Source organism: Variovorax sp. YR216 (genome assembly GCF_900107745.1).
GTDB lineage: Bacteria > Pseudomonadota > Gammaproteobacteria > Burkholderiales > Burkholderiaceae_C > Variovorax.
Map to the genome: position 1 here is coordinate 177,934 of NZ_FNRO01000003.1, position 12,079 is coordinate 190,012.

Genomic DNA, 12,079 nt, shown 5'->3' on the forward strand with positions numbered 1-12,079 from the left:
GGGGGCAACACCAGCGGCCCGGCGAAGCCGGTTCCGCGGTATTTCTCGCAGTGAGGTGCAACCACCATGACATCGTCTTCTTCTCTGTGGCGCCGCACCGGCGTCGACCTCCGGCTGCTGCTCATGGGCGTGCTGCTGGCGGTGATGGCGGTGGTGTTTCACGTGATGTCGGGCGGCGTGTTCCTGTCGCCCGAGAACCTCTACAACGTCGCGCAGCAGACCGCGGTCGTCGGCATCGTCTCGACCGTGATGGTGCTGATCATCGTGGCCCGCCACATCGATCTGTCGGTGGGCTCGGTGATGGGTTTCGTCGGGGTGCTGGTCGCGTACCTGCAATACACCTCGGGCTGGTCGTGGCAGGCCGCGAGCCTTGCGGGGCTGGCGGTGGCGCTGCTGGTGTCGCTCTACCAGGGCGGGCTCACCGCGGTGCTGGGCGTGCCGTCGTTCGTGGTCACGCTGGGCGGGTTGATGTCGTTCCGCGGCGCGGCATTCCTCGTGGCCGACGGCAAGACGCAGCCGGTCAACGACGAGTTCTTCCAGCGCCTGGGCGGCGGCTATGACGGCGGCATCGGCACCACCGCGAGCTGGTTGATCGCGGTGCTCGTCGCGATCGTCTTCTTCGGCCGGATGTTCCAGAAGCGCCGTGCACGCCAGCGGCACGAAATGCCGGTGGAGCCGCTGTGGATGGAGCTGCTGCTAACTGCGGTGCCGGTCGCGATCGTGTTCGCCTTCGCGGCGGTCATGAACAGCTACCAGATCGCCTCGAAGACCGAACCGCAGGGCATCCCGATCCCGGTGCTGATCTGGGCGGCGGTCGCGGTCACGCTGTCGTTCATCGTGCACCGCACCCGCTTCGGGCGCTATGTGTTCGCGATGGGCGGCAACCCGGATGCGGCCGCGCTGGTGGGTATTCCGGTCAAGCGCGTGACGCTGATGCTCTTTGCGTTGCTCGCGGTGCTGGTGACCATCGCGGCGATCGTCTCCATCGCGCGGCTCAATGCGGGCACCAACTCGCTGGGCTCCGGCATGGAGCTCTACGTGATCGCCGCCGCCGTGATCGGTGGCACCGCGCTTGCGGGCGGCAGCGGGTCGATCCTCGGGTCGGTGCTGGGGGCGCTCATCATGCAGTCGCTCGACAGCGGGATGCTGCTGCTCGACGTGCCGATCGGCAAACGCATGGTCATCATCGGGCAGGTGCTCATCATCGCGGTGGTGTTCGACGTGCTCTATCGCAAGCGCTTTGGAGAGACGTCATGAACGCGCCACTGGTCGAGCTGCGCAACATCCGCAAGGCCTTCGGCGGCGTGAAGGCGGTGGACGACGTCAGCGTCAATCTCTATCCCGGCGAAGTGGTCGCGCTGCTCGGGCACAACGGCGCGGGCAAGTCCACGCTGATGAAGATGCTCGCGGGCGCGTACCCGATCGATTCGGGCGACACGCTGATCGCGGGCGAGAAGGTCAACATCCGCACACCCTCCGAAGCCCAGGCGCAGGGCATCGAGACCATCTACCAGACGCTCGCGCTCGCGGACAACCTCGATTCGGTCGCGAACCTCTTCCTCGGCCGCGAGAAGCTCACACCCTGGCGCACGCTCGACGACCACTTCATGGAAGGGCAGGCGCGCAAGGTCTTCCAGCGCCTGAACAAGAACTTCACCAACATCCGCGTGCCGGTGCGGCGGCTGTCGGGCGGGCAACGGCAGGTGGTGGCGATCTCGCGTGCGCTGTACTTCAACGCGCGCATCCTGATCATGGACGAGCCCTGCGCGGCACTTGGGCCCGAAGAGACGGCGATGGTCGGCGCGCTGGTCAAGCAGCTGAAGGCCGACGGTGTCGGCATCTTCCTGATCACGCACGACATGCCGGATGTGTTCGGCCTGAGCGACCGGCTCGCGGTCATGAAGAACGGCAAGCTGGTCGGCACCTACCGGACCGCGGACGTGACCGAGGACGAAGTGCTTGGAATGATCATCGCGGGCAAGCGCCCCGAGGGTAAGACGCAGGCGGAACACGCATGATATGAACTCGCCCCCAGGCTTGCCCACTTCGTGTGGCCGCCCACCCCCGACCGGGGGCAAGACCGGTGGCCCGGCCAAGCCGGTTCCACGGTATTCCTGGCCTGCGGTCTCGACGGATTCATGCGTCGCGGGTCGCATCTTGGCGCGGTGGACAACTGACATGGGCGTGGCATGAAGACCAAGGGCGACCAGCAACTGGTCAGGCGCATCAACCGCAGCGTGCTGCTGCGCCTGGTGCGCGCGCAGCCGGGGCTTTCTCGCGCGCGGCTTGCCGCGGAAAGCGGGCTCACCAAGTCCACCGTGAGCCTGCTGGTGCGCGAGCTGCTCGACGATGGCTGGCTCGGCGAGGCGGGTGTCTCGGTCGGCGACGGCATGGGGCGGCCTTCGACGCCGCTGCACATCAACGTCGGCGTGCGCGCGCTGGTCGGCGTGGAGATCGCGATCGAGGTGGTGCGCGTGGTGTGCGTCTCGCTGCAGGGCGACGTGTTGCATTCCGATGCGAAACCGCTCGCCGACCACACGCCTGCGGTGGTGTGCGCGCAGGTGGCCCGCATGGTCGCGGCCGCTCATCGTCATCTGCTCGCGTCGGGTCTGCGGCTGTCGGGCATCGGCGTCGGCGTGCCGGGCGCGGTGCACGATGCGACCGGCGTGGTGCGCTTCGCGCCGAACCTCGGCTGGCGCGACGTCGACCTGCTGCCGCGGCTCGCGCGCGCGCTCGCACGCGAACAGGTCCCGGACGTGGCGGTGCAGTTGCAGAACGATGCCGATGCGGCAGTGCTGGGCGAGTTCGAATTCTCGGACGGCGAGGGCGAGGATCCCTTGATCTTCGTGAGCTGCGACGTCGGTGTCGGCGCCGGCATCGTGCTCAACGACCGGCTCTTCATCGGCGCGCAAGGCATGGCCGGCGAGATCGGCCACACCGTCTTGCAGATCGACGGTCCGCGATGCTCGTGCGGTCGGCTGGGCTGCGCCGAGGCCTTCATCAGCTCGCGCGTGCTGGAGCAGCCGGGCGGCGACACGCGACGTGCCGCGCGCTACCTTGGCGTGCTGCTCCAGAACCTCTGGGTGACGTTCGAGCCGCGTGCGATCGTGGTCGGCGGCAAGTCGTGCGAGGCCCATCCGGAGTTTCTTCGTGGTGCGATCGACACCGTCGCGCGCTACGCGGAGAGCGCGGGCCTCGTGCAGCCGGTGATCCGCTCGCCGCGCTATGGCGCGTGGACGCCCGCGGTCGGCGCCGCCGCACTGGCCTTGCACGAATACCTGCGACCCTTGCGCACGGATGCGCAGGCGCGGCGCGTCCGCCCGACAGCCTCGGAATCCTTGGCCTGAGGCCGTCAGCCCGCGTCGCGTTCGCGCAGGCTCTTGAGATGTCGATACAGCGTGCCGCGCGACACGCGCAACTGGCGCGCGGCATGCGAGATGTTGCCGCCATGAAGGGCCAGCGTGTCTTCGATCAGTTTGCGGCTGTGTCCGCGCAGCGTGCCGTCTGCGTCGTGCGCCGACGGCGACGCATCGACCACCTGCTGCGGCGTGGTGTCCACCGCTTCGGCCTTCTCTTCCGGCAAGGCCATGGCGACCGCATGCCCGAAGTCCACGCCGTCGTGCCCCTGCAGTTGCGCCTGCAACCAGACGCCGAGCCCGCTGGCAAGCCGCACGGGCTGCGCCGCTTCCCTGCGTGTCAGTCGCAGCAGCGCAGCGAGGTCGAGGCCGAACAGCATCTCGACATCGCACGGCCCCGCCTCGGGGACTCCACCGATCAGGCGCGCCCCTGCCCCGTTGAGCCACGCCACGGTGCCGTCCGGCGCAATGCCGGCGAGCGCCTCGAGCGGCGTGCCGAGCAGGGCGGGACTGGCCTGAAAGTGCAGCACCAGCCGGTCCTGCGACTGCGCGAGCATCAACCGGTTCTCGATCGTGGTGGCATACAGCGCGACCATCGATGCCGCATCGAATCCGAAGCGGCGCGCTTCCACCGTGAGATCGAGCACGCCCGCAAGCTGCCCGTGCACGTCGCGGATCGGCGCGGCCGCGCATTGCATTTGGCGCAGGTACTCGAAGTAGTGCTCGGCGCCGTCGACGGTGCAGGCCTGGCCGGTGGTCGCGACGATGCCGGGCGCGGTGGTGCCCACCACGCTTTCGGCGATGTTCACGCCGATGCGCGCGGTCTTGCGCAGGATCGGCTGTTCCGCTGTCCCCGGATGCTGCGTGACATGGACGATCACGCCGTGCCCGTCGGTCAGCAGCACGCGGCAGTCGGTGCCGGCGAGCGAGCTTTCCATGCCGACCAGTTCCTGTCGCGCGGCGTCGAGCAGTTCGCGGTTGCGGCCCATCGTGGCGTGCAGCCGGCTCGGCGTCACCGCATCGAAGGCGATCACGCGCTGCCGGTTGGCGTGGATGCGGGTGCAGCGCATCCACGACTGGATGACGGCTTCGCCGACGAGCCCGGAAGGCCGCACGCCCTCCTCGAAGAACTGCTGCCGCGCCAGTGCCACGCGCTCCGCGGGCGACCTTGCGAAAAGCTGCCGGGGACCACCCGCCGGATTGAGCGTCGACAAGGGCACTTCCGTCTCCAGAGTGGGGAAAGACGTCGAATCTGTTCCGCAATGGAACACTGAGGGTCTAGGGAAATCCCGAAGATGAACAAAGTGCCCGGGCGGACCATCCTTCGGCCACAACGAAGGAGACGACACGATGACCAAGACGTACGCCGCGCTGGCGCTGGGCGCGTTGCTGTGCCTGGGCGCTGCCACCGCCGTGGCCCAGCCCGCGAAGGGCTCGCCCGAGCACATCAAGGCCGCGACGCAGAAGGTGGATGGGGGCTTCATCCGCGCCAACGCGGCCAGGACGCCTGACTGGCCGAGCTATGGCCTGGACTATGCGGAGACGCGATTCAGCAAGCTCGACCAGGTCAACGCGGCCAACGTGAAGGACCTCGGGCTCGTGTGGTCGTACGACCTGCAATCGACGCGCGGCGTCGAGGCCACGCCGCTGGTGGTGGACGGCATCATGTACGTCACCGCCTCGTGGAGCGTGGTGCATGCGATCGACGCGCGCACCGGCAAGGCGCTCTGGACCTTCGATCCGAAGGTCGATCGCGCCAAGGGCTTCAAGGGCTGCTGCGACGTGGTCAACCGCGGGGTGGCGATCTACCAGGGCAAGGTGTATGTCGGCGCCTATGACGGCCGCCTCATCGCGCTCGATGCCGCCAGCGGCAAGGTCGTCTGGGAGAAGGACACGCTCATCGATCACGCGCGCTCCTACACCATCACCGGCGCGCCGCGCGTGTTCAAGGGCAAGGTCGTCATCGGCAACGGCGGCGCCGAGTACGGCGTGCGCGGCTACGTCACCGCCTACGACGCTGCGACCGGCGAGCAGAAATGGCGCTGGTTCACTGTGCCGGGCGATCCATCCAAGCCCTTCGAGGACGCCTCGATGGCCAAGGCCGCGAAGACCTGGGACCCGAGCAACAAGTACTGGGTTTCGGGCGGCGGAGGCACCCCATGGGACACCTTCGCCTTCGACCCCGAACTCAACCTGATGTATGTCGGGACCGGCAACGGATCCCCATGGGCGCGCAGCCAGCGCAGTCCAAAGGGCGGCGACAACCTGTATCTCGCATCGATCGTCGCGCTCAACCCCGACACCGGCAAGTACGTCTGGCACTACCAGGAGACGCCCGGCGACAACTGGGACTACACATCGACCCAGCCGATGATCCTGGCCGACCTCAAGATCGACGGCAAGCCGCGCAAGGTGATCCTGCATGCGCCGAAGAATGGCTTCTTCTTCGTCATCGATCGCACCAACGGCAAGTTCATCTCGGCGAAGAACTTCGTGGAGGTGAACTGGGCGACCGGCTATGACAAGAACGGCCGGCCGATCGAGGTGGCCGCCGCGCGCGACGGCACCAAGCCGAACGACAGCATTCCGGGCCCGTTCGGGGCGCACAACTGGCATCCCATGTCGTTCAACCCGCAGACGGGGCTGGCCTACCTTCCGGCGCAGCATGTGCCGCTGAACCTGATGGACGACAAGGACTGGAAGTTCAACGAGAACGCGCCGGGCCGGCCGCATTCGGCGTTGGGCTGGAACACCGCCAAGTTCGCCAATGCCGAACCCCCTGCGAGCAAGCCGATGGGCCGGCTGGTCGCGTGGGACCCGATCGCGCAGAAGGAGGTCTGGGGTGTCGAGCATGTCTCGCCGTGGAACGGCGGCACGCTCACCACTGCCGGCAACCTCGTGTTCCAGGGCACGGCGGACGGCCGCATGGTGGCCTACAACGCCAAGACCGGCGACAAGCTCTGGGAAACGCCCACCGGCACCGGCGTCGTCGCTGCGCCTGCCACCTACATGGTCGACGGCAAGCAGTACGTCTCGGTCGCGGTCGGCTGGGGCGGTGTCTACGGCCTCGCGCAGCGCGCCACCGAGCGGCAGGGTCCGGGCACGGTCTACACCTTCGCCATCGGCGGCAACGCGCCGAAACCGCAGTTCGTGGAGTACCGCATGGGCAAGCTGCTGCAGGGCGTGAAGTACGACCCGGCGAAAGCCGAGGCCGGCACGATGCTCTATGTGAGCAACTGCGTCTTCTGCCACGGCGTGCCCGGCGTCGACCGCGGCGGCAACATCCCGAACCTCGGCTACATGGACCCGGCTTTCATCGAGAACCTCGACAAGTTCATCTTCAAGGGCCCGGCGATGGAGCGCGGCATGCCGGACTTCACCGGCAAGCTGACGCAGGAGGACGTTGACAAGCTGAAGGCCTTCATCCAGGGAACCGCTGATGCCATACGCCCGAAGTAGGCGTCGGCCCAAATAGAAAAGGCCCCGCGAGGGGCCTTTTCTTGTTCGCGAAACCCCGCGGAACCGGCTCCGCCGGGCCGCCGGGGTTGCCCCCTGGAAGGGGGTGCCCGAGCTACACGAAGTGAGCGAGGCTGGGGGTGAGCTCAATCAGCGTAGACGCCAGCGGCCTTGATGATCGGGCTCCATTTGGCGATTTCCGCCGCCACGAACTTCTTGTGGCCTTCGGGTTCGATGCGGCCGTCGCTCGCCACCACGGCGCCGAGGCCTTCCTGCTTCCGGATGAATTCAGGATCCTTCAGGGCCGCCTTCAGCGCTTCGTTGAGCTTCTTGGCGATCGCCGGCGGCGTGCCCTTCGGCGCATAGAGTCCATGCCAGATCGTGACCTGGAAGTCCTTCAGGCCTGCTTCCTGCAAAGTGGGAAGGTCCTTCAGCAGCGGGGTGGTGAGCCGCTTGGAGGTGGTCACCGCGAAGGCCTTCACCTTCTTGGCTTCGATCTGCGGCGAGGTGTTCGTGGTCTGGTCGCACAAGAGGTCGATCTGGCCGCCCATCAGGTCGGTGATCGCCGGCGCGGTGCCCTTGTATGGCACGGGCGTCATCTCGGTCTTGGTGGCGCTCTGGAAGAGCAGGCCGCACAGGTGCGAAGCCGAGCCCACGCCTGCGTTGCCGAGGTTGATCTTGCCCTTGTGGGCCGCGATCCAGGCGGTGAGTTCCTTGTAGTTGTTCGCCTCCATCGTGGGCCGCGAGATCAGCGTCATCGGCACGTCGTTCACGATGCCGAGGTATTCGAAGTCGGTCTCGACCTTGAAGGGCACGTTGCGCACCAGCGTCGGGATCGTCGACATGCCGATATGGTTGAGAAGCAGCGTGTAGCCGTCCGGCGTCGCGCGCGCCACCTTGGCCGCGCCGATCGAGCTGCCGGCGCCCGGCACGTTGTCGACCACGATGGTGGCGCCGCCCAGCGGCTTGCGCAGCGCTTCGGCGAGATCGCGGGCCACGCGGTCGGTGGGGCCGCCGGCGGCGAACGGCACCACCATGGTGATGGTCTTGGAGCCGGGAAAGTCCTGGGCGTGGACGCCTGCAACGACCGCGGCGATCGCGGTGAAGGCGAGCAATTTCTTCATAGTCTCTCCGAGTACGAATGGAGTGGGCAATTGGACCGGCGATCTTATCGGCTGACCCATCGCTGACTCATCCCGGTATCCCCCTAGGGGACAGCAGGGTCACTCGCCCTTGAGGATGGATTCGCCCCGCAGCGGGCCCATGTCGCGGATGTTGAAGCGGTGCCGCTTCCAGCCCCCGATCGTGCGCCGCCAGTTGATGACCGAGATGAAGTAGTACAGCACCTTGAACATGAACAGCGACCGCCGGTAGGACGGCCCGTGGTGGATGTCGGCGGCCAGCAGCGACATCAGTCCCTGCTTGGCCTTGAAGAGATTGTTCGGGTGCATGAACATGTCGCGGATCGTCGGGTTGGTCACCCGGTAGATGAACCACGAATAGTCGCGCGGCCCGACGCGCATGCGCTTCTCGAGCGCCTTGCGCGCAGCGGGCAGATCGGCGGGGCGGTCGAGCGCGGTTTCCACCAGTCTGGCGCCGTCGAACGCGCTCTGCATCGCGAGGAACACGCCCGAGGAGAACATCGGGTCGATGAAGGTGAAGGCGTCGCCCACCATCAGGTAGCGCTCGCCGGTGGCGTGCGTGCTGCTGTACGAGAAATTGCCGGTGGCGTGCACCATGTCGTCCACCAGCGTGGCGTCCTTCAGCCGGTCGTGCAGTTCGGGGCACATCGCGATGGTGTCGAAGAAGTAGTCCTTCAGCGGCTTGTCGCGCGCCTTCAGGTAGTAGGCCCAGCACACCGCGCCCACGCTGGTGGTGCCGTCGGCCAGCGGGATGAACCAGAACCAGCCGTGCTCGAACCAGCAGATGCTGATGTTGCCTTCGCGCTTGCCTTCGAGCCGGCGCGCGTTGCGGAAGTGGCCGAACAGCGCGGTGCTGTTGTGGTCGGGGTTCTTCTGCTTGCTCTTGAGCTTGTTGGCGAGGACCGTGTCCCGCCCGCTCGCATCGACCACGAAACGCGTGCGCCAGGTGCGACGGGTGCCGTCTTCGAGCGTGGCCTGCACCGTCGCGCCTGCATCGTCGAAATCCACCTGCCGGACGCGGGCGCCCTCGAGCGTCACCGCGCCCTGTCTGGCCGCATTGCGGAAGAGCAATTCGTCGAGTTCCGAGCGTCGCACCTGCCAGGCCGAATCCTTGCGCGGGTTCCAGCCCTCGGAGAAGTCGACATAGCTGCGGTAGTCGAGATCCGGCGGCACGAACTCGATGCCGAACTTTGGCATGCCGATCCGGTCGACTTCCTCGCGCACGCCGAGCTTCTCGAAGAGGTCCACGTTGCCCGGCAGCAGCGATTCGCCGATGTGGAACCGCGGGTGATGGTCTTTCTCGAGCATCACGACGCGGCGGCCCTGCCGCGCGAGCAGCGTGGACACCGTCGAGCCCGCGGGGCCTCCGCCGATCACGAGCACGTCGCAGTCTTGCCGGCTTGCTTCCATGGTCTTCCCAGTCTTTCTTGAATTGCAGTTGAGCGATTGAAATGGCGCGCAGAGCCTCGCATTTTCGGCCCATCGACCGCGCGCGCCGCGTGCAAGAATCACTGCCCCGTCGAATGCCCCGATCGATCGATGACCGAAAGCCGTGAACCCCTAGCGACCGCCATCGAGTTGCTGTGCGAGGCCCGGCGCATCGTCGTCTTCTCGGGCGCGGGGCTGTCGAAGGCCTCGGGCATCCCCACCTACCGCGATGCGGATGGCCTGTGGATGAACCAGAGCGCGCTGCAGTATTCGCACGCGGACGATCTCCAGCGCGATCCCGCGGGTTTCTCCAGGTTCTGGTCGCAGCGCCTGTCCGCCGTCGAAGGCGCGCGGCCCAATCCCGGCCATCTGGCGCTGGCGCAACTCCAGCGGCTGCGCCCGGCGACGCGCCTCGTCACGCAGAACGTCGACGGACTGCTGACCGTTGCCGGCTGCCTGGACGTGCTCGAACTCCATGGTTCGCTGCGGCGCTGGCGCTGCGACCATTGCGGCAACCGCCGCGGCCCGTGGCTGCTCAACCGCTGCAAGCGCTGCGGATCGCGCGCGCGGCCCGACGTGGTGATGTTCGGCGAAATGCTCAACGAGGGCGTGCTGCTCGATGCGCGCACGGCCGCGCAGGAGTGCGATGTCTTCATCGTGGTCGGCAGCACCGCGGTCGTCTATCCGGCGGCCGATCTTCCGATGGAGGCGCTGTCGACAGGCGGCCGGCTGATCACGCTCAACATGGAGCCGTTGCACCTCGACACGTCTGCCAGCGCCGTGTTGCGCGGCGCGTCCGAGGATCTGCTGCCGAGGCTGCTCGCGGGGCTCGCGTCACCGGGCGCAACGCCCTGAAAGTAGAACTCCCGTCGTAATTTCGACACCGTCGTCAGTGTTTGTCTTGTGAGCGCCGTGCGTGCCGCGCAGAATGGAAGCGCTTGCCATCCCGGAGGACTGAAAGCATGAAGACAGTGGCTGAAATTCTCAAGGCCAAGGGTAGCGCGTCGGTGTACTCGATCGGACCGTCGGCGACGGTCTTCGAGGCCGTCAAGCTGATGGCCGAAAAAAACGTCGGTGCGCTGCTGGTCATGGAGGGAGATCGCATCGTCGGCGTCGTGACCGAGCGCGACTACGCGCGCAAGGTCGTGCTGCTGGCGCGCTCTTCCAAGGAGACGCCGCTGCGTGACGTGATGACCAGCGCGGTGATCTATGTGCGGCCGAACCAGACCAGCGAGGAATGCATGGCGCTGATGACCGAGAGCCGCGTGCGGCACCTGCCGGTCATGGACGGCGACAAGCTGGTTGGGCTGATCTCGATCGGCGACATCGTGAAGGGCATCATTTCGGAGCAGAACTTCATCATCGAGCAGCTCCAGCATTACATCGCCGGATAGCCCGCCTGAGCCCGCCGCGCACTGAATGCCTCTTTCGCCCGAAGAACTCGAACGCATCGAATCCCGAACGCTGGCGCACTACGACGGGCAGGCCGAGGACTTCTGGGCCGCCACGCGCGGCCATGACGTCAGCCAGAACATCGCGGCATTGCTCGAGCACATCGAGGTGCCGCCTCCCTTCGTCCTGCTCGATTTCGGCTGCGGCCCGGGCCGCGACCTGCGGACCTTCTCGCAGCTCGGCCATGTGGCCATCGGCCTCGAAGGCGCGCCGCATTTTGCGGAGATGGCGCGGGCCTGCAGCGGCTGCGAGGTCTGGCAGCAGAACTTCCTGTCGCTGGACCTGCCGCCAGCGCGTTTCGACGGCATCTTTGCCAATGCCTCGCTGTTCCACGTTCCGCACCAGGAACTGCCGCGCGTGCTGGGCGAACTGCGGGCATCGCTGAAACCCGGCGGCGTGTTGTTCAGCTCCAATCCGCGCGGGGAAGGGCAGGAGGGATGGCGCGGCGAGCGCTATGGCGCCTTCCACGACCTCGCGGGCTGGCGGGCGCTGATGACTTCCGCCGGATTCGTCGAGCTCGGTCACTACTACCGGCCGACCGGGCTGCCGTTCGAGCAGCAGCCGTGGCTCGCCAGCGTATGGCGCAAGCCGTGAAGCGGGCGAGTGCCGTGCTCAGTCCGCCGCTTCGCCGCCCCTGAAGCCGGGGCCGCGCGCCAGCAGTTGGCGCAGGCGGTCGCGCAGCACCACGATGGACTGGCCGGTCTCGACCGCGGCATCCCATTGCCGGTAGATCGCCCGTTCCCGTTCGAGGCAGTGCCACAGCGCCGCGAGATTGCGCTCGTTGTAGGCCCAGACACCCTGGACCACGAAGTTGCCCGGTGTCTCGGAGTCCGGACGCGGCGAGATCGCCACCGCCTCGGCCCCGATCGCCTGCAGCAGCGCGGAACGCGCAAGCGCGACCTTCATGCCGTCGCCGTGCAGTTCGATCTCGCGGCTCAGCAGGTAGCTCACCGCCTGCAGCCCCTGGAACTGCTCGGCGAGATAGGTGGTGACCTCGAGCAGCACGAGCGGGCCGAAATTCCGCTTCTCCTTCCGGAGGAAGGCCGAAGGGATGAAGCGCTGGATCAGCACCTCGGTGCCGTCGCGGCTGACGGTGACCGGGTCGAGCGTGCCGAGGAAGATCTCGCGGTCATGGACTTCCATGGGCTCGCCGAGCCTGTAGGGTTGTCCTTCCTGTCCGGAGATCCGCAGTTTCTCAAAAGCCATCGTCTGCCGCGCAGCGCGGTGTCTGCCTGTTGCGCGGTC

11 protein-coding genes are annotated in these 12,079 nt (G+C 67.0%); 7 read left to right on the top strand and 4 right to left on the bottom strand.

Going from position 1 to position 12,079, the window contains the following annotated elements; all coding sequences use genetic code 11:
- Window positions 1-66: 66 nt before the first annotated feature.
- The 3 genes from BLW05_RS10720 (at window position 67) to BLW05_RS10730 (ending at window position 3,347) form a co-directional block, all read left to right on the top strand.
- A complete protein-coding gene (locus BLW05_RS10720; RefSeq protein WP_093162433.1) occupies window positions 67-1,257 on the top strand; it encodes a sugar ABC transporter permease in 1,191 nt (396 codons plus the stop codon).
- Entirely contained in the window at window positions 1,254-2,018 is a 765-nt protein-coding gene (locus tag BLW05_RS10725) for an ATP-binding cassette domain-containing protein (protein ID WP_093162434.1), read from the top strand. The genes BLW05_RS10720 and BLW05_RS10725 overlap by 4 nt, the downstream gene beginning before the upstream one ends.
- Before the next feature lie 171 nt (window positions 2,019-2,189).
- Entirely contained in the window at window positions 2,190-3,347 is a 1,158-nt protein-coding gene (locus tag BLW05_RS10730) for an ROK family transcriptional regulator (protein WP_093162436.1), read from the top strand.
- Window positions 3,348-3,352: 5 nt separating this feature from the next.
- Here BLW05_RS10730 and BLW05_RS10735 read toward each other — a convergent pair whose 3' ends face one another.
- Complete coding sequence (locus tag BLW05_RS10735) at window positions 3,353-4,576, bottom strand: helix-turn-helix domain-containing protein (RefSeq protein ID WP_256330181.1); 1,224 nt, start codon at window positions 4,574-4,576, stop codon at window positions 3,353-3,355.
- 130 nt (window positions 4,577-4,706) lie between these two features.
- On the opposite strand from BLW05_RS10735, the gene BLW05_RS10740 reads away from it, so the two are divergent.
- A complete protein-coding gene (locus tag BLW05_RS10740) occupies window positions 4,707-6,815 on the top strand; it encodes a PQQ-dependent dehydrogenase, methanol/ethanol family (RefSeq protein WP_093162439.1) in 2,109 nt (702 codons plus the stop codon).
- A 143-nt stretch (window positions 6,816-6,958) separates the two neighbouring features.
- Here BLW05_RS10740 and BLW05_RS10745 read toward each other — a convergent pair whose 3' ends face one another.
- Complete coding sequence (locus tag BLW05_RS10745; protein ID WP_093162441.1) at window positions 6,959-7,936, bottom strand: tripartite tricarboxylate transporter substrate-binding protein; 978 nt, start codon at window positions 7,934-7,936, stop codon at window positions 6,959-6,961.
- Window positions 7,937-8,035: 99 nt separating this feature from the next.
- Window positions 8,036-9,364 (bottom strand): NAD(P)/FAD-dependent oxidoreductase, encoded by a 1,329-nt coding sequence (locus tag BLW05_RS10750; protein WP_093162442.1) that lies wholly within the window; start codon window positions 9,362-9,364, stop codon window positions 8,036-8,038.
- A gap of 129 nt (window positions 9,365-9,493) precedes the next feature.
- Between BLW05_RS10750 and BLW05_RS10755 the strand changes: the two genes are divergently transcribed.
- The 3 genes from BLW05_RS10755 (at window position 9,494) to BLW05_RS10765 (ending at window position 11,428) form a co-directional block, all read left to right on the top strand.
- On the top strand, window positions 9,494-10,237 hold the full coding sequence (locus BLW05_RS10755) for an SIR2 family NAD-dependent protein deacylase (protein WP_093162444.1): 744 nt from the start codon (window positions 9,494-9,496) through the stop codon (window positions 10,235-10,237).
- Between the two features lie 107 nt (window positions 10,238-10,344).
- The gene (locus BLW05_RS10760) at window positions 10,345-10,776 is read left to right on the top strand and encodes a CBS domain-containing protein (protein WP_093162445.1); all 432 of its coding nucleotides are present in this window, start codon (window positions 10,345-10,347) and stop codon (window positions 10,774-10,776) included.
- 25 nt (window positions 10,777-10,801) lie between these two features.
- On the top strand, window positions 10,802-11,428 hold the full coding sequence (locus BLW05_RS10765) for a class I SAM-dependent methyltransferase (RefSeq protein WP_093162447.1): 627 nt from the start codon (window positions 10,802-10,804) through the stop codon (window positions 11,426-11,428).
- An 18-nt stretch (window positions 11,429-11,446) separates the two neighbouring features.
- Here the strand turns inward: BLW05_RS10765 and BLW05_RS10770 are convergent, their stop codons facing one another.
- Complete coding sequence (locus tag BLW05_RS10770) at window positions 11,447-11,977, bottom strand: hypothetical protein (protein WP_093162448.1); 531 nt, start codon at window positions 11,975-11,977, stop codon at window positions 11,447-11,449.
- Between the last annotated feature and the right edge of the window lie 102 nt (window positions 11,978-12,079).

Bases quoted from the DNA above. Each gene is read 5' to 3' on its own strand.
- BLW05_RS10725 (WP_093162434.1), top strand. From the start codon at position 1,254: ATGAACGCGCCACTGGTCGAGCTGCGCAACATCCGCAAGGCCTTCGGC.
- BLW05_RS10755 (WP_093162444.1), top strand. From the start codon at position 9,494: ATGACCGAAAGCCGTGAACCCCTAGCGACCGCCATCGAGTTGCTGTGC.
- BLW05_RS10745 (WP_093162441.1), bottom strand. From the start codon at position 7,936: ATGAAGAAATTGCTCGCCTTCACCGCGATCGCCGCGGTCGTTGCAGGC.
- BLW05_RS10740 (WP_093162439.1), top strand. From the start codon at position 4,707: ATGACCAAGACGTACGCCGCGCTGGCGCTGGGCGCGTTGCTGTGCCTG.
- BLW05_RS10730 (WP_093162436.1), top strand. From the start codon at position 2,190: ATGAAGACCAAGGGCGACCAGCAACTGGTCAGGCGCATCAACCGCAGC.
- BLW05_RS10760 (WP_093162445.1), top strand. From the start codon at position 10,345: ATGAAGACAGTGGCTGAAATTCTCAAGGCCAAGGGTAGCGCGTCGGTG.
- BLW05_RS10750 (WP_093162442.1), bottom strand. From the start codon at position 9,364: ATGGAAGCAAGCCGGCAAGACTGCGACGTGCTCGTGATCGGCGGAGGC.
- BLW05_RS10720 (WP_093162433.1), top strand. From the start codon at position 67: ATGACATCGTCTTCTTCTCTGTGGCGCCGCACCGGCGTCGACCTCCGG.
- BLW05_RS10770 (WP_093162448.1), bottom strand. From the start codon at position 11,977: ATGGAAGTCCATGACCGCGAGATCTTCCTCGGCACGCTCGACCCGGTC.
- BLW05_RS10765 (WP_093162447.1), top strand. From the start codon at position 10,802: ATGCCTCTTTCGCCCGAAGAACTCGAACGCATCGAATCCCGAACGCTG.